The organism is Pseudomonas sp. KBS0710, from assembly GCF_005938045.2.
Lineage (GTDB): Bacteria > Pseudomonadota > Gammaproteobacteria > Pseudomonadales > Pseudomonadaceae > Aquipseudomonas.
In genome coordinates, this window is record NZ_VCCF02000001.1 from 1,665,368 (window position 1) to 1,681,694 (window position 16,327).

Genomic DNA, 16,327 nt, shown 5'->3' on the forward strand with positions numbered 1-16,327 from the left:
CAAAAGACCATGACCGAGCAACACTGGGGACCGACCATCAGTGGCGACATCGTAGTCATCGGCGGCGGCTCGGCAGGCATCGGCCTGCTGGCCAGCTTGCTCAAACGCGACCCGCAGCTGAACATCACCCTGATCGAACCTAATGACTATCACTGCTATCAGCCGGCCTGGACGCTGGTCGGTGGCGGCGCCTACGACCTGAAAAAGACCCGACGGCCGTTGGCCGACGTACTGCCCAATGGCGTCGCCTGGGTGCAGGCCGCAGTCGCCGAATTGCTGCCCGACGAGCAAACCCTGGTGCTCGACAATGGTCAGCGCGTCACTTGGAACAACCTGATCGTGTGCCCCGGCCTGCGCCTGGCCTGGGAAAAAATCGACGGGCTGGAACAAACCCTCGGCCACAACGGCGTGACCTCCAACTACAGCTACGAACACGCGGCCTACACCTGGCAGTTGGTGCAGCAGCTCAAGAGCGGCAAGGCGATTTTTACCCAGCCGGCCATGCCGATCAAATGCGCAGGTGCGCCGCAAAAGGCCATGTACCTGTCTTGCGATCACTGGCTCAAGCAAGGCAACCTGAAAAACATCGACGTCGAATTCAACCTGGCCGGCGCTGCACTGTTTGGCGTCGCGACCTTTGTGCCGCCGTTGATGAAATACGTAGAGAAATACAACGCCCGCCTGGCGTTCAACGCCAACCTGATCAAGGTCGATGGCCCGGCCCGCAAAGCCTGGTTTGAAGTCAAAGACGCCGAAGGCAACGCCACCGTCGAAGAAAAATCCTTCGACCTGTTGCACGTGGTTCCGCCGCAAGTGGCTCCGGATTTTATCCGCCAGAGCCCGTTGGCCGACCCCGCCGGTTGGTGCGAGGTGAACCCGCACAGCCTGCAACACCTGCGCTACCCGCACATCTTCGGCCTCGGCGATGTGTGCGGCACCACCAACGCCAAGACCGCTGCCGCGGTGCGCAAGCAGATTGTGGTGGTGGCCGAAAACCTGCTGGCCCTGCGCAAACAGGCGCCGCTGCCGCTCAAATACGACGGCTATGGTTCCTGCCCGTTGACGGTGGAGAAGGGCAAGGTGGTGCTGGCCGAGTTTGGTTATGGCGGCAAGCTGCTGCCGACCTTCCCGCTGGACCCGACCCAGGCACGCCGCTCGATGTGGTTCCTCAAGGCCACGCTGCTGCCGTGGTTCTACTGGAACGGCATGCTCAAGGGCCGCGAGTGGCTGACCCGCCTGAGCAAGGTGGATTAAATGCTGCTGGCAAGTCTGTTGGGTTTATTGATGGGCCTGGTCATGGGCCTGACCGGCGCGGGCGGTGGCATCCTCGGGGTGCCGGCCTTGGTGTTGGGGCTGGGGTTGACCATGACCCAGGCGGCGCCGGTGTCGTTGCTCGCCGTGGGTGCAGCGGCGGCGGTCGGTGCCATTGACGGGTTACGCCATGGCCTGGTGCGTTACCGCGCGGCGTTATTGATCGCCTTGCTCGGTGCACTGTTCTCGCCGCTGGGCGTGTTTGTCGCGCACCAATTGCCGGAGAGTTTGCTGATGGGCCTGTTCAGCGCGTTGATGGTGCTGGTGGCCTGGCGCATGTTGCAACGCGAAAAGGTCGAGGCCGGGCCCAGCGACCATGGCGCCGCGTCCTGGGGCCAGAAAAACTGCATGCTCAACCAGCAGACCGGGCGCCTGGCCTGGACCGCCAAATGCAGTGCCACGTTGGCGGCGTTGGGTGCAGTGACCGGCGCGGTGTCGGGCTTGCTCGGTGTGGGCGGCGGCTTCCTGATCGTGCCGGCCTTCAAGCAACTGACCGATGTGCAGATGCGCGGGATTGTCGCTACCTCGTTGATGGTGATCAGCCTGATTTCACTGATCGGCGTGGCCGGGTCGATGCAGGCCGGTGTGAGCATCGAGCCGATGGGCTGGGTGTTTATCGGTGCGAGTATTGTCGGCATGTTGGTCGGTCGGCGCCTGTGTTCGATAATCCCCGCACGCGCTTTGCAGGTGGGCTTTGCCAGTCTGTGTGTGGTGGTGGCTGCGGGGATGCTGGTCAAGGCTACGCTCTGATCTCAAGGTCTAATGCATTCCAACTGTGGGAGCTGGCTTGCCTGCGATGGCATCAACTCTGTGTACCTGATGCACCGAGGTGTCTGCATCGCAGGCAAGCCAGCTCCCACAGAAAAGCAGCTTTTCAGTGCATGCAAATCCGCAGCCGACCTCATTTTCAAAACTGCATGCGGTCAACTGTGGGAGCGGGCTTGCTCGCGAATGCGGTGTGCCAGTCAATTCATCTGTCACTGAACCACCGCCTTCGCGAGCAAGCCCGCTCCCACATTTAGACCGAGTTGCATCAGGTAGATAGGCTTTTGCTTTGCACTTGATCTGGCTCTTGCTTCAACCATTCAGGTCGGCTTTCAGGCCGCCCCACGATGGCCGATCGCGGCGGCCCACGGATTCAAGCCGGAGTGAGGGCATGCCGAGCCACAGCGAGGCACCGAGTGGTGGGGCACAGACCTTTTGGTTACTTTTGGCTGGGCCGGCATTCCGGGCGTTTGCCAAAAGTGACCCGTCGTCAGGGCGGAACCCTAAGCCGCCGTTACCGCAGCAACGGATATGTACACCAACAAACCGCCACAGCAGACAACCCAGCTCCCACAGTTTTGACCGTGCCCCCATGAGACATGGCAAGATGAACGCCTCTCAGGTTTACTGGTCCCTGAGTTACGGATTTACCGACCTTGCACGTCGGCTCATCAAGGTCATGCAATGGATAAATACACCCCCCACACCTGGCAACCCCACGAGCGGCCGAGCTTGCCCGGCTCGCCGTCGACGCCGCTGCACCCTACGCACAAGCGCTGGCTGTTCGCATTGGTCGGGATCCTGGTGGCAATTACCGGCGGGCTCGGCAACGCCCTGGTGATTGCCAACCTGCAATATCTGCAAGGCGCACTGGGCGCCACCACCGCAGAAATGGCCTGGTTGCCGGCTGCTTATGTGATGACAAACGTGTGCATGAACCTGCTGCTGGTGAAGTTTCGCCAGCAGTTCGGCCTGCGCGCGTTTACCGAGGTGTTCCTGGTGCTGTATGCGCTGGTGACCTTCGGCCACTTGTTCGTCAACGACCTCAGTTCGGCGATTGCAGTGCGGGCCGCTCACGGCATGGTCGGTGCGGCGCTGAGTTCGTTGGGTTTGTACTACATGATTCAGGCGTTCCCGGCCAAGTGGCGGCTCAAAGCCCTGGTGCTGGGCTTGGGCACCGCGCAGTTGGCGCTGCCGCTTGCGCGTTTGTTCTCCGAAGACTTGCTGCAAATTGCCGAATGGCGCGGGCTGTACCTGTTCGAGCTGGGCATGGCGTTGATCTGCCTGGGCTGCGTGTTCATGCTCAAACTGCCGCCCGGCGACCGTTTTAAAACCTTTGAAAAACTCGACTTCCTCACCTTTGCCATCCTCGCCAGCGGCGTGGCGTTGCTCTGCGCGGTGCTGTCGCTGGGGCGTATCGACTGGTGGCTGGAAGCGCCCTGGATCGGCGTGGCCTCGGCCAGTTCGCTGGTGCTGATCATGGCCGGCCTGGCCATCGAGCATAACCGTGCCAACCCGATGCTGATGACGCGCTGGCTCGGCAGCGGGGCGATGATTCGCCTGGCGCTGGCGGTGGTGCTGATTCGCATGGTGTTGTCCGAGCAGTCCACCGGCGCGGTGGGCTTTATGCAGATGCTGAACATGAGCTACCAGCAGATGCACACCCTCTATGTGGTGATGCTGGCCGGGGCGATTGCCGGGCTGATGGTCAGCGCGCTGACGATCAACCCGGCGCACCTGCTGATGCCGTTGATCATCTCCCTGGCGCTGATGGCCACAGGCTCGGTGATGGACAGCTTCTCCAGCAACCTGACCCGCCCGCAAAACCTGTATATCAGCCAGTTCCTGCTAGGCTTTGGCGGCACCTTCTTCCTGGGGCCGACCATGGTGCTGGGCACCAAAAACGTACTGACCAACCCGCGTAACCTGGTGAGTTTCTCGGTGATGTTCGGCATCTGCCAGAACCTCGGCGGCCTGATTGGCGCGGCGTTGCTGGGCACGTTCCAGATCGTGCGCGAGAAATACCATTCCAGCATGATCGTCGAACACCTGACCCTGCTGGACCCACGCGTGGCGGCGCGGGTGCAGAGCGGCGGCTCGGCCTACGGCGGCGTGATCGCCGACCCGGAACTGCGCAACCTCATGGGCATTCGCAGCCTGGCCACGGCGGCCACGCGGGAGGCGAATGTGATGGCCTACAACGATGTGTTCATGCTGATCGCGATCATCGCAATTCTCACCATGCTGTGGATTTTCACCCGCAGCCTGTGGCTGATGAGTACCACCAAAGCAGCAGCCCCTCCCGTTCAACCCAGCGGCGTTACTTCATGACCGAAACCACCACCACCACGACCAACGCCATTGCCTCCACCCCGGAAGGCACGCCACCACCGGGCTCCAGCGTAACCGAGCCGCGCTCGTTGCGGGTGCGCATCGTCTCGTCGTTGGGCTTTGCCGCGATTGCCATCGTCGGTGTGTTGATCGTGCTGTATGCCTGGCAATTGCCGCCTTTCAGCAGCGCGGTGGAAACCACCGAGAACGCCCTGGTGCGCGGCCAGGTTACGATTATCGGCCCGCAACTGAGCGGCTACGTGTATGAAGTGCCGGTGCAGGACTTCCAGTACGTCAAGGCCGGTGACCTGCTGGTGCGCCTGGATGACCGCATCTACAAGCAGCGTCTTGACCAGGCGCTGGCGCAATTGGCGGTGCAGAAAGCCTCCTTGGCCAATGTGGTGCAGCAACGCAACAGTGCCGAAGCCACCATCAAACTGCGTCAGGCGGCATTGGTAGACAGCCAGGCCCAGGCACGCAAAAGCACCGCCGACTTGCGCCGCAATGAAGAGTTGATCAGCGATGGTTCGGTGTCCAAGCGCGAGCTGGACGTGACCCGCGCCGCGAATGCGCAGACCATCGCTGCGGTGGCCCAGGCCCAGGCCAACCTGGAAATCGCCCGCCAGGACCTGCAAACCGTGATCGTCAATCGCGGCTCCCTGGAAGCGGCGGTGGCCAGTGCCGACGCGGCCGTGGAGTTGGCGCGTATCGACCTGTCCAACACCCGCATCATTGCGCCGCGTGACGGCCAGCTGGGGCAGATCGGCGTGCGCCTGGGCGCGTACGTCAACTCCGGCGCGCAGTTGATGGCGCTGGTGCCGCCGCAGTTGTGGGTGATCGCCAACATGAAAGAAACCCAGATGGACAATGTGCAGGTCGGCCAGCCGGTGACGTTCACCGTGGATGCACTGAACCACCGCAAGTTTCACGGCACGGTGCAGCATATTTCCCCGGCAACTGGCTCGGAGTTCAGCCTGCTGCAGGCCGATAACGCCACCGGCAACTTTGTGAAGATTGCCCAGCGGGTGCCGGTGCGGATTACGGTGGACCCGGATCAGGCCGAGAGCGAGCGCCTGCGGCCGGGGTTGTCGGTGGTGGTGAGTATCGACACGGCGGGGCGCCTGAAAAACAGCCCGCCTTGACACCATGCTGATCAAAAATGTGGGAGCTGGCTTGCCTGCGATAGCGGTTTGTCAGGTCCAGGTGTGCAGGCTGACACACCGCCATCGCGGCGGTGCGACGATTCGACAAGCCCGGCTCCCACAGGGTTTTTTGGGGTTATAAAGGTTGGTATTTCAGGGTGAAATTGAGGTGAGTTGACTGGCCTTTTTCCAGCAGCTTCAGGCCGGGCCTGCCCGGCAGGTGATGCGCATTCACCGGATGACTCACCGGCTCGATGCAAAAGAACCCCAACCCCGGCGGGCAGAACAGCAGGTAGTAATCGGCGCCGCTGGCCTGGCACTCCAGGGCATAGCCCAGCTCCGGTTGTTCGATGCGGCAATGCCCGTCCCACTGGCAAAACCCATTGTCCACCAGGCCTCCTGGCAGCCCTTTGAGTTGAGTGAAATCCCATTCGGCAGGCACTGGCGCCAACCCGGTCGGCAGCTTGGACGCATCACTCATCCACACCTGCGACGCCTTGGCCTGCAACCGCGTGCCCGGCCTGCGCGGCAAATACGGATGCAATCCCAAGCCATGCCACGCGGCTTTTTCGGCCAGGTGCGTTACACGCAACTCAATACTCAGCTCGCCGCCACGCAAGCGAAACCGCTGCTCGGCGCGGTAGGCAAACGGCGTCTCACACACCACCTCCAGCACCACTTCATCCGCCGTCTGGCGCACCACCTGCCACGCCTGCTGCCAGGCCGAACCGTGAATCGGCAGCGAGTCGAGCGGGCTGTTGGGCGTGAGTGCCAGCCAGCCGTCAGGGGTGTCGAAACCGCCTTGGGCAACCCGGTTGGACCACGGCGCCAGTGGGTAGCACGCGAGCTTGCCCGGCAAGCCGGTATTCACGGCGTGTTCGTCGCTATGGCGTAATAGCGGCTGCCCGGTGGCGCGCACCGTCCAGTTGACGATGCTGCCACCCACGTCCGGGGCCAGGGTGAGCTGAGTCAAGTTGTCTTCAAGTTCAATCATCAGAGCACCAGATGCGGCAACCAAAGTGACAGAGCGGGAATGTACGTCACCGCCATCAAGACCAGGAACAGTACCGCATAAAACGGCAGCAGCGCCGCCACGGTTTTCTCGATACTGACCTTGCCCACCGCCGCGCCCACAAACAGCACTGCGCCCACTGGCGGAGTGATCAGGCCGATGCCGAGGTTCACCAGCATGATCATGCCGAAGTGCACCGGGTCGACGCCGATACCGAGAACCACCGGCAGCAAAATCGGGGTGAGGATCAAAATCAGCGGCGCCATGTCCATCACCGTGCCGAGCATCAGCAGCATCACGTTGATGCACATCAGGATCACGTAGCGGTTGTCCGACAGGGTCAGGAACAGCGTGGTGATTTTTGCCGGGATCTGCATCAGGGTCATGATGTAGCCGAAGCTGGCGGCAAACGCGATCAGGATCATCACAATGGAAATGGTGCGCACCGTGCGGTGCATCAGCTTGGGCAGCTCGCGCCATTTGTAGTCGCGGTAGATGAACATGGTCACGAAGAACGCCCACAGCACGGCAATCGCGGCCGACTCGGTGGCGGTGAAAATACCCGAGAGGATGCCGCCCAGGATGATCACCATGGCCATCAGGCCCCAGAGCGCATCGGCGGCGATCTTCAGCGCTTGTTTGAGCGGTATGACTTCACCCTTGGGGTAGTTGCGTTTTTTCGCGAAGATCAGGCACAGCACCATCAGGCACGCGCTCATCAACAACCCAGGCACCACGCCGGCCATGAACAGCGAGGCGATCGAGACCGTGCCGCCGGCCGCCAGGGAGTAGAGCACCGAGTTGTGGCTGGGCGGCGTCAATAAAGCCTGCACCGAACCGCTGACAGTGACGGCGGTGGAGAACTCGCGGGGATAACCCTGGCGCTCCATTTCCGGAATCAACACCGAGCCGACCGAGGCGGTATCCGCCACCGACGAGCCGGAAATCGCGCCAAAAAACGTCGACGCCACGATGTTCACCAGCGACAGACCACCGCGCACAAACCCCACCAGCACCCCGGCAAATGCCACCAGGCGCCGCGACATGCCGCCCTCGGCCATGATCGCCCCGGCCAGCACAAAGAACGGAATCGCCATCAGCGAAAACTTGTTCACCCCGCCCGCCACCTGAATCATCAAGGCCTGGAACGGGATGTCGATCCACCACGCGCCGATCAGCGCCGACAGCCCGAGGGCGTAGGCCACCGGCATGCCGATCAGGATCAAGGCGATAAAACTGCCCAGCAGAATCAATGCGTCCATCAGGCAGCCCCTTCGTTTTCTTCAACCAGGTCGAAGCGCACCACGCGGCGCTGGCTCTGGTCACCGAGCAAGAGTTTTTCCAGTACGAATACCAGCGTCAGCAGCCCGCCAATCGGGATCGGCATATAGGTGATGCCCACACGCAGGGTGGGGATCGCACTCATGAATTGGTTCCAGGTGGACAGGCACAACTTGGTGCCCCAGACGGTCATGAACAGGCAGATGGTGGCCATCAGCAGTTGCGCGATAAAACCGACTATTTGCCGTTGGCGCGGTGGCAGGCGGTCGGTGACCACGGCCACTGACATATGCGCGCCGGCACGGTAACTGGCTGCCGCGCCGACAAAAGTGAATACCAGCATCAGCAGGATGGCGGTAGGCTCCGGCCAGCTTGCGCCGGTGCCGAGAATGTAGCGGGCGAAGATGCCCCAGGGAATGATCAGCGCGACCCCGAGCACCGAGAGGCCGGCGACCCAGATGCAGGTCATGTAAATGCGGTCGTTGATGCGCAACACTAAATTCTTCATGGCGTTCACCGTAACCGGGCGCGTCGATGCCGACCGCGCCGGGCCTGACTGGAGGGAAGGGTGATTACTCGACCGCGTCGATGCGCTTGATGATGTCGGCGTAAGCCGCACCGTATTTGGCGCGAACCGCTGCGGTGGCGTCATAGAAGGGTTTCTTGTCGACTGTGATGAACTCGACGCCAGCCTTCTTGAGCTTTTCTTCGCTGCTGGCGGACTTGGCGTCCCACAGCGCGCGCTCATCAGCCTGGGCGACCTTGGCGGCTTTTTTCACCAGGTCTTGCTGGGCGGGTGTGAGTTTGTTCCAGGTGATTTTCGACATCACGATGGGTTCGGGCAGGATCAGGTGTTCGGTGAGGGTGTAGAACTTGGCGTTCTGGAAGTGGTTGTGCTCCAGCATGGTCGGCGGGTTGTTTTCCGCGCCGTCGATGACGCCGGTCTGCAAGGCGCTGAAGATTTCGCCGGTGTCCATGGCAATGCCGTTGGCGCCCATCGCATTGAAGGCTTCGATGAAGATCGGGTTACCCTGGACGCGAATTTTCATGCCCTTGAGGTCTTCGATCTTGCGCACCGGCTTCTTGGTGTAAAGGTTGCGCGTGCCCCCGTCCATCCAGGCCAGGGCCACCAGGCCGAACTCGGAGTCGGTGATCTTGGCGAGGATTTCATCGCCGATCTCGCCGTCGATGATTTTGCGCATATGCGCCTGGTCGCGGAACACGAACGGCAAGTTGAACACGTTCACGTCCGGCACCACCGGCCCGACGATACCGAGGCTGACGCGGGTCATCTGCACCGCGCCGACCTGGGCCTGTTCGACCACTTCTTTTTCCGAGCCCAGCACACCGCCCGGGAAGTATTTAAAGGTCAGTTCGCCATTACTGGCCTGAGTCAGGGCCTTGCCCATGTTCTCTTCAGCGACGACGGTAGGGTAGCCGGCGGGGTGGATGTCGGCGAATTTGATTTCCAGCGCGTGGGCGGCGCTGCTAAGGGTGAAGATTGCGGCGGCGAGCAAAGTGCGTTTGAAGTCCATGGGGTGTCACTCCTGTCTTATTGTTGTTGTATTCAAGGCACAGCAATGCAGCTAGAGGGTGAATGTGGGCTCCGGCAATCCGCTGACGCCGGGGTTGAGGGCAAACACGCCGCCGGCGACTGACTGCTCACTGTGGTCATCACGGATCGAGGTGACGAACAAAGTGTCCAGCCGGCTGCCGCCGAAGGCGCACATGGTGGGTTTTTTGACCGGCACGCTGAGGGAGCGGTCCAGGCGGCCATCCGGGGTGAAGCGATGAACCAGCCCGGCGTCGTTGGCGCAGATCCAGTAGCAACCCTCGGCGTCGACTGCCGCGCCATCGGGGCGCCCGAGGAACTGATGCATGTCGATAAACACGCGGCGGTTGGAAGGTGTGCCGGTGTCGATGTCGTAATCGAACGCCCAGACCTGCTGCACCAGCGGGTGTGAATCCGAGGCGTACATCGTGCGGCCGTCCGGGCTGAAGGCCAGGCCATTGAGGGTGATGAACCCGTTCAGTTGCGCATGGGGCGCGGCGCCTGACGCATAGCGGTAGAGGGTGCCTTCGGCCGCATTCAGGCCCATGTTCAGCACCATGCTGCCAGCCCAGAAACGGCCCTGGCGATCACAGCGGCCATCGTTGAGGCGCATGTCCGCGCGCGGGTGCTTGATGCTCGCCAGGGGCGTGGAGTCGAGGCTGCCGTCGTTATGCGGGGTGAGTTGGAAAAACCCGCTTTCCATGCCCGCGACCCAATTGCCCGCGTCGGTGCGGGCAATACAGGCGAGCATCTGCGGGGCTTTCCAGGCGGTGACGTGGCCGGTGGCGGCGTCCCAGCGTTGCAGGCCGCCGTTGGGGATGTCCACCCAGTACAGCGCGTTTTCCTGCGGCACCCACACCGGGCATTCGCCCACGGCATTGCGGGCGTCGACGATCAGTTCAGCGGTCATGGCAACTCATTCCCTTGGGTTGATGTGCGTTCAGTCACCGAACGGCCCTGCAGCGCAGAACGCGCCGCCCTGGTAGACCGCGGCCGGGTCGTCGGCGGCCACTGGCGGCTGGGCTTCGACTTTGGCGCGGAACACTTCGGAGCTGTCCTTGGGGGCAAAACCCAGGTGCGCGGCGTAACGGTTGTCCCACCAGGTGTCGAGGTTATCCGACATGCCGTAGACCACGGTGTGGCCCACATTCGGGGTGTACAGCGCACGCTCTAGCAGTTGGGTCAGGTCATCGAAACTCAGCCAGGTATGCATCATCCGGCGGTTCTGCGGTTCCGGGAACGAGGAGCCGATGCGGATGCTCACGGTCTCGATGCCGTAGCGGTCGAAGTAGAAGCTGGCCATGTCTTCGCCGTAGGATTTGGACAGGCCGTAGTAGCTGTCCGGGCGACGTGGGGAGTGGGCGTCGATGTGTTCGTCCTGCTTGTAAAAGCCGATCACATGGTTGGAGCTGGCGAAGATCACGCGTTTAACGCCATGGCGGCGGGCGGCTTCGTAGATATGGAAAATGCCGCTGATGTTGGCGCCCAGCACCTCTTCGAAAGGGCGCTCCACCGACACACCGCCGAAATGCAGGATGGCATCGACGCCTTCCACCAGCTGGTGCACGGCTTGTTTGTCGGCCAGGTCACAGGGCTGCACTTCTTCAAACTCGCCGGCCGCCGGGGCCATGTTGGCGATGTCCGACAGGCGTAATACCTGAGCATAAGGGCGCATGCGTTCGCGCAAGACTTTGCCCAAACCGCCGGCGGCGCCGGTGAGCAGCAGGCGGTTGAATGGAACGGCTGTGGTGGTGGTCATGGGAATTCCATTGTTGTTGTAGGTTGTCGTATGACTATGTGGAAATAGTGTTAGGGATTCCCGAGGTTGTCAACATTCTTGCAGCCAAGTCAGATCTAATGTGGGAGCAAGTCGAATCGTCGCACCGCCGCTCCCACAGGGGATCTTCTTCTGCTTGTAGATCGAGCCCTAGAGCAACGAGATCGGGTAGCTAATAAAGATCCGATTTTCATCAAACTCGTTGTTGCTGAAGTCCCGACGCATGGTCGAGTTGCGCCAGCGCACATTCAAATCCTTCAGTGTGCCGCTCTGCACGGTGTAGGCCAGCTCCGACTCACGGCCCCATTCCTTGCCATCGGTGATGGCGCCGGTGTGTACGTTATTGCCGCTGATATACCGGTTCATCATGGTCAGCCCCGGAATGCCGAGCACCACGAAGTTGAAGTCATGGCGTATCTGCCAGGATTTTTCCTTGGCATTGTCGTAGCTGGCGTTGTAGCTGTCGTTGGCCAGGGTGCCGCCGCTGGTGCCGTTGACCCGCATCCACAGGCTGTCGCCGGTGAGTTTTTGCAGGCCCACATAGAAGGCGTTGCCTTTGTATTTGGCCGAGAGCAGGGCGGAATAGGTTTTGTTGTCGAGGTTGCCAGCCAGCGCGCTGCCGTCTTCCTTGCCATTGAAGAAGCCGAGGTTGGCGCCAAAGGTCCAGTCGCCGACCGGCTGGCTGTGGGTCAGGTTCAGGTACTGCTGCTGGTAGATGTCGGTGAGTTCGGCGTACCACACGCCCACCTGGGTGCGTTTGTCGTTGAAGGTGTATTCGCCGCCGCCGAAGTTGAAGCGGTCGGAGGTGAACGCGGCTTTGCCGTTCATGAACATGTCTTCCATGCTCGCGTCGTTGCGCGGGCTGTTGCCGCGAAACTGGCCGCCGTAGAGGGTCAGCCCGGCGATTTCATTCGAGGTTACCTGGCCGCCACGAAAGGTCTGTGGCAAGGAGCGGCCGTCGTCCGAGCGCAGGATCGGCAGCACCGGCATCCATTCGCCGACTTTCAGTTCGGTTTTGGACAGCCGGGTTTTCAGCGCTACGCCCAGGCGTCCGAAATTGTCGGCAGGGCGGCCGTCGCTATGGATCGGCAATAGCTGGGTGCCCCCTGTGCCTTTACCGCCGTCGAGCTTCTGCGAATACAGGCCCAGCACATCAATCCCGAAGCCCACGGTGCCTTGGGTAAAGCCGGATTTGGCATCGAGAATGAAGTTCTGCGTCCATTCCTCGGCCTTGGCCTGTGGGTACGTGGGGTTGGTGAAGTTGCGATTGAAGTAGGCATTGCGCAGGTTAAGCGTGGCTTTGGCATCGTCGAGAAAACCCTCTGCCTGGGCACAGAGGGGCAGGGCGAGTGCCAGGCTGCTGAAGCTGATAAGACCGATACGCGAGGAGGAATTGCGGGCGAATTGAGGCACAGTGAAGCTCCCTTTCGTTTTGTTGTTTTTATTATTTGTTATACGTTGTCGTACAACATCGCGAGGGATATTTGCGGGGTTTTCGAGGGCTGTCAAGCAGAAGTTATACGACGACTAGGTCGGTATCGATAAAGAGCGGGCACGGTCCATGTGGGAGCGGGCTTGCTCGCGAATGCGGTATGTCAGTCAAAAAATAGAGTGACTGGTCCACCGCATTCGCGAGCAAGCCCGCTCCCACATTTTGACCGAGTTCGACTTGAGCTTTGCGTGGGGTCAGCCAGCCATCACCATCGGCGGCAAGGTGCCCAGCAGGGACACCGCGGCTACTGCTGCAATACCCAGCAACCATTCGAGCATCACACTGGCCTTCAAACTGCCCAGTCGCTCCTCGCAGCGTTCGATTCGCAATCGGTTCAGCAGCGCCAGCGCCAACATACCCAGCACCAGCAGCACCTTGATCAACAGAATCAACGCAAACCCGTTAAATACCGGCGTGGGCCACAGCTGGCCGGTCAGCACGCGAACATTGATCAAACCCGTTACCAGCAAACCTGCAACCAGGCCATAACCCACGCCACTGAAGCGCTTGAGGATCGGCTCCAGCGCAGGCCTTGGTGACAGCCGCAGGATCAGCACCAGCAGCAGCAAACCGCCCAGCCAGGCGCCGACGCACACCAGGTGTACCACTTGATTGAGGATCAACAATTGCCCGCTCAGCCCATTGAGCATGGCGCCATGGCCGACCGGTGCCAGCGTCGCCAGCAACAATGCGCTCAACGGCATCCGCAAGGCCGGCCAGGGTTTGAGCAACACCACCACCAGCAGCAGGTTCAGCAACAGATGCCAGGCCCACACCTGGCCGAAAAAGGTTTTGCCCAGCACCAACTGCACCGTGGCCGGTTGCAGCGCCGCGTCCCAACTGCCCGCCATGCTGGCGGTGATCAACAGTAGCCACGCTATACCCGAGAAAAACCCCAGCCAGGCCAGGGCGCGGGTGATGCGCAGCAGTTGCCGGTCGAGTGCCGGTTGCACTTCGTTGCCTAGCAGCCAGGGCCTGAAGGCACAGGCCCCGAACATCAACAGCACGACGATGAAATGCACGAAACGGCACAGCACCAGCAGGGTTGCCATGGGTTATTGGCCGACCTTGAAACTGTATTCACCGTTGCTCTTGTGGGTGTCGACCGAAACCGCATTCCACACCACTTTGTAGTTACCCGCGGCCAGCGGCGCGGCGGGTTTGACCACCAGGGTTTTCTTGTCGGCGTCCGGGGTTTCCAGGCCTTTGATGGCGACTTCGGTGCCGTCTTTGCTCAGGGACACTTTGGTGAACGTGGCCTCGACGCCTTCGCTGAAGGTCAGGCGCAGGTCGGCGGGTGCGGCAACCGTGCTGTCGGCCGCCGGTGTCGAACTTTTGAGGTGAGCGTGGGCGAAGGCTGCGGAGGCGCCCAGCAGGGAAGCGAGCAGGGTGACAGTGGTGAGGGCTTTCTTGATCAACATTGTTCAGTACCTTCAAGTGAGTGAGTCGGTAATGCCATGTGCAACAAGGGAAAGGGTTTGCCTTCGCCATCCAGCGGCGAGCGCGCGACCTGGATAAAACCGTAATGCAGATAGAAACCCACGGCCTGTGGGTTTTGTTCGTTGACGTCCACGGTCAGCGTGTCGTGACGGGCGCGGGCATGGTCGAGCAATTGGCGGCCGACGCCCTGGCCACGGCGCTCGGGGTCGATAAACAGCATTTCGACGTTATTCCCGCCAGTGCCGATAAAGCCGGCGATGCCGTGGTGGTCTTCATACACCCACACGTCGAGGGCCGGCATCGGCAGGTAGGTGTCGCGCACCAGCGGCAGCAAACGCTGAATGTCATCCTCGGGGAGGAAGTCATGGGTGGCCCGCACCGAACGCTCCCACAGTGCTCCGAGCACCGGGTCGTCGGCGGCCACGCGAGGTCGAATAGTCATTGCAATGATCCTTCAAGTGGACCGAGATCCTAACCAATCCGTTTTTGGTGGGGAAGGTTCGCGTAGGAAGTTTCATTACTCGGCGGCGAACCGCAGCCTTTTAATCCGGTACATATCGCTGTCTGCGTGGCTGAGCAGGGTATCGGCGTCTGTACCGTCGGCCGGGTAAAACGCCATGCCCACACTGCACGACGGCATCTTGACCGGGTCAAACTCAGCGCCCAGCGGCTCGGCCATGGCCGCGAGTATCTGCGCCACTTTGGCGCTAACCGTTTCGTGCGACTGCACATCGGTCAACAACACCGTGAATTCATCACCGCCCATGCGCGCCACCAGGTCGCTGTCACGCACGCAGCGTTCCAGCCGCCGTGCAATCACGCAGAGCACGCGATCGCCCACCGCGTGGCCATGCACATCGTTGATGGCCTTGAATTCATTGACGTCCAGAAACAGCAACGCCAGCCGGGTGTTATCACGCCGTGCGGTGTACAGGGCCGACGCCAGGCCATCGTTGAACAACGAGCGGTTGGTGAGCGCCGTCAGCGGGTCATGGTGGGCGAGGAAGCGCAGTTCCTCCTCGGCCTGGGTGAGTGCCGTGACGTCGCGCGCCACGCCGATGCGCGCGCCGACTTCTTCGGACCAGAACGCCGCCCACAGGATGTGCACGACACCGCCATCCTTGCGCAGATAACGGTTGCGAAAATCCACGTGGGGCCGGCCATTCATCACCCGCACAATCGAGGCGCGGGTGCGCGCCAGGTCTTCGGGGTGCATGTAGTCGGTGATGGGGGTGCCGGTCAGTTCGTCGGCGCGGTAACCGAGCAGGGTTTCGCAGGCATCACTGACGAAAACGATGAGGTTTTCACTGTCGACCACGAAGACCGTGTCCAGCATCAGGTGGATCAATTTCGGGTAGAGGGCGTGCAGGTCAACGGCCATAGGTCAGGAGTGTCCGGTTCAGATGCGCCGATCATAGCCCGATAACCCAGGCTGACGCCTTGCAATACTGCGGACTTTGCGGCGCTGGCGCCGATCTGGCGATCAACGGCGTGTAGCCTAATGAAGCGGTTCATGATGTGATGCTTGAAAATGAATTGTATTTAAAAGTGACTGGGGCTCCACCATCCATGGGCAATCACAAGATCGGCATCCGGCGCAGCAACGTCGAGAAAATCCTGCTGGCGGCGGAGAAAGTCTTCGCCGAGAAGGGCTATGGCAGCACGGCCATGGCCGACATTGCCGAAGAAGTGCAACTGCCGCGCTCCAACCTGCATTACTACTTCACCACCAAAAGCGAGCTGTACAGCGCGGTGCTGTTCGACCTGCTGGACCTGTGGAAACAGGACGCCCTGAGCTTTGAAACCTTCGATGACCCACGGGTGGTGCTCAGCAGTTATATCCGCGCCAAGATGCAGCGCTCGCGCACGCGGCCCTATGGTTCGAAAGTCTGGGCGAATGAAATCATCCACGGCGCGCCGACCCTCGGCGAGGCGCTGGATGAAAGCCTATACGACTGGGCCAAGATGAAGGAGGCGAAAATTCGTCAGTGGGTGGAAGACAAACGCATCCTGCCTGTGGAGCCTTCAAGCCTGCTGTATATGATTTGGGCCTCGACTCAGCACTATGCAGATTTTGATCATCAGGTGAAGATCTTGAATGATCACCAGCCGCTGTCGGACAGGCAGTTCGAGAAGGCGATTCAGACGGTGACCAGTGTGATTTTGCGTGGCATTGGCTTGGAGCCTTGAGGTGCGTGGTGGGGCTGACGGCCTCTTCGCGAGC

The 16,327-nt window shown here is 61.1% G+C and carries 16 protein-coding genes; 5 read left to right on the top strand and 11 right to left on the bottom strand.

Annotation, left to right across the window (positions count from 1 at the left end; all coding sequences use genetic code 11):
• Window positions 1–9: 9 nt before the first annotated feature.
• The 4 genes from FFI16_RS07825 to FFI16_RS07840 all read left to right on the top strand — a co-directional run bounded on the left by FFI16_RS07825 (window position 10) and on the right by FFI16_RS07840 (window position 5,549).
• The gene (locus FFI16_RS07825) at window positions 10–1,254 is read left to right on the top strand and encodes an FAD/NAD(P)-binding oxidoreductase (protein WP_138814792.1); all 1,245 of its coding nucleotides are present in this window, start codon (window positions 10–12) and stop codon (window positions 1,252–1,254) included.
• Window positions 1,255–2,061, top strand: a complete 807-nt coding sequence (locus tag FFI16_RS07830) for a sulfite exporter TauE/SafE family protein (protein ID WP_138814793.1) — start codon at window positions 1,255–1,257, stop codon at window positions 2,059–2,061.
• A 699-nt stretch (window positions 2,062–2,760) separates the two neighbouring features.
• Window positions 2,761–4,407: an MFS transporter gene (locus FFI16_RS07835; protein ID WP_138814794.1), complete on the top strand. Its 1,647-nt coding sequence runs from the start codon at window positions 2,761–2,763 to the stop codon at window positions 4,405–4,407.
• Entirely contained in the window at window positions 4,404–5,549 is a 1,146-nt protein-coding gene (locus FFI16_RS07840; protein WP_065931131.1) for an HlyD family secretion protein, read from the top strand. Before FFI16_RS07835 ends, FFI16_RS07840 begins: the two co-directional genes overlap by 4 nt.
• 136 nt (window positions 5,550–5,685) lie before the next feature.
• On the opposite strand, the gene FFI16_RS07845 is transcribed toward FFI16_RS07840, so the two are convergent.
• The 11 genes from FFI16_RS07845 to FFI16_RS07895 form a co-directional block, all read right to left on the bottom strand.
• Window positions 5,686–6,543: an aldose 1-epimerase gene (locus tag FFI16_RS07845; protein WP_138814795.1), complete on the bottom strand. Its 858-nt coding sequence runs from the start codon at window positions 6,541–6,543 to the stop codon at window positions 5,686–5,688.
• On the bottom strand, window positions 6,543–7,823 hold the full coding sequence (locus tag FFI16_RS07850) for a TRAP transporter large permease (RefSeq protein ID WP_138814796.1): 1,281 nt from the start codon (window positions 7,821–7,823) through the stop codon (window positions 6,543–6,545). Before FFI16_RS07850 ends, FFI16_RS07845 begins: the two co-directional genes overlap by 1 nt.
• Window positions 7,823–8,350: a TRAP transporter small permease gene (locus FFI16_RS07855; protein WP_138814797.1), complete on the bottom strand. Its 528-nt coding sequence runs from the start codon at window positions 8,348–8,350 to the stop codon at window positions 7,823–7,825. The genes FFI16_RS07850 and FFI16_RS07855 overlap by 1 nt, the downstream gene beginning before the upstream one ends.
• 64 nt (window positions 8,351–8,414) lie before the next feature.
• A complete protein-coding gene (locus FFI16_RS07860) occupies window positions 8,415–9,377 on the bottom strand; it encodes a TRAP transporter substrate-binding protein (RefSeq protein ID WP_138814798.1) in 963 nt (320 codons plus the stop codon).
• Between the two features lie 51 nt (window positions 9,378–9,428).
• Window positions 9,429–10,304: an SMP-30/gluconolactonase/LRE family protein gene (locus FFI16_RS07865; protein ID WP_138814799.1), complete on the bottom strand. Its 876-nt coding sequence runs from the start codon at window positions 10,302–10,304 to the stop codon at window positions 9,429–9,431.
• Window positions 10,305–10,334: 30 nt separating this feature from the next.
• The gene (locus FFI16_RS07870) at window positions 10,335–11,153 is read right to left on the bottom strand and encodes an NAD(P)-dependent oxidoreductase (protein WP_138814800.1); all 819 of its coding nucleotides are present in this window, start codon (window positions 11,151–11,153) and stop codon (window positions 10,335–10,337) included.
• Window positions 11,154–11,321: 168 nt separating this feature from the next.
• Entirely contained in the window at window positions 11,322–12,584 is a 1,263-nt protein-coding gene (locus tag FFI16_RS07875; protein ID WP_138814801.1) for an OprD family porin, read from the bottom strand.
• Between the two features lie 273 nt (window positions 12,585–12,857).
• Window positions 12,858–13,715 carry a copper homeostasis membrane protein CopD gene (gene copD / locus FFI16_RS07880; RefSeq protein ID WP_138814802.1) on the bottom strand — a complete coding sequence of 286 codons (858 nt, stop codon included), beginning with the start codon at window positions 13,713–13,715 and terminating at the stop codon, window positions 12,858–12,860.
• A 3-nt stretch (window positions 13,716–13,718) separates the two neighbouring features.
• Window positions 13,719–14,084, bottom strand: a complete 366-nt coding sequence (gene copC / locus FFI16_RS07885) for a copper homeostasis periplasmic binding protein CopC (protein WP_138814803.1) — start codon at window positions 14,082–14,084, stop codon at window positions 13,719–13,721.
• Window positions 14,078–14,545, bottom strand: coding sequence for a GNAT family N-acetyltransferase (locus FFI16_RS07890; RefSeq protein WP_138814804.1), 468 nt, complete (start codon window positions 14,543–14,545; stop codon window positions 14,078–14,080). Before FFI16_RS07890 ends, copC begins: the two co-directional genes overlap by 7 nt.
• A gap of 75 nt (window positions 14,546–14,620) precedes the next feature.
• Entirely contained in the window at window positions 14,621–15,484 is an 864-nt protein-coding gene (locus FFI16_RS07895; RefSeq protein ID WP_138814805.1) for a GGDEF domain-containing protein, read from the bottom strand.
• A gap of 188 nt (window positions 15,485–15,672) precedes the next feature.
• On the opposite strand from FFI16_RS07895, the gene FFI16_RS07900 reads away from it, so the two are divergent.
• Window positions 15,673–16,293, top strand: coding sequence for a TetR/AcrR family transcriptional regulator (locus tag FFI16_RS07900; RefSeq protein ID WP_138814806.1), 621 nt, complete (start codon window positions 15,673–15,675; stop codon window positions 16,291–16,293).
• Window positions 16,294–16,327 lie beyond the last annotated feature (34 nt).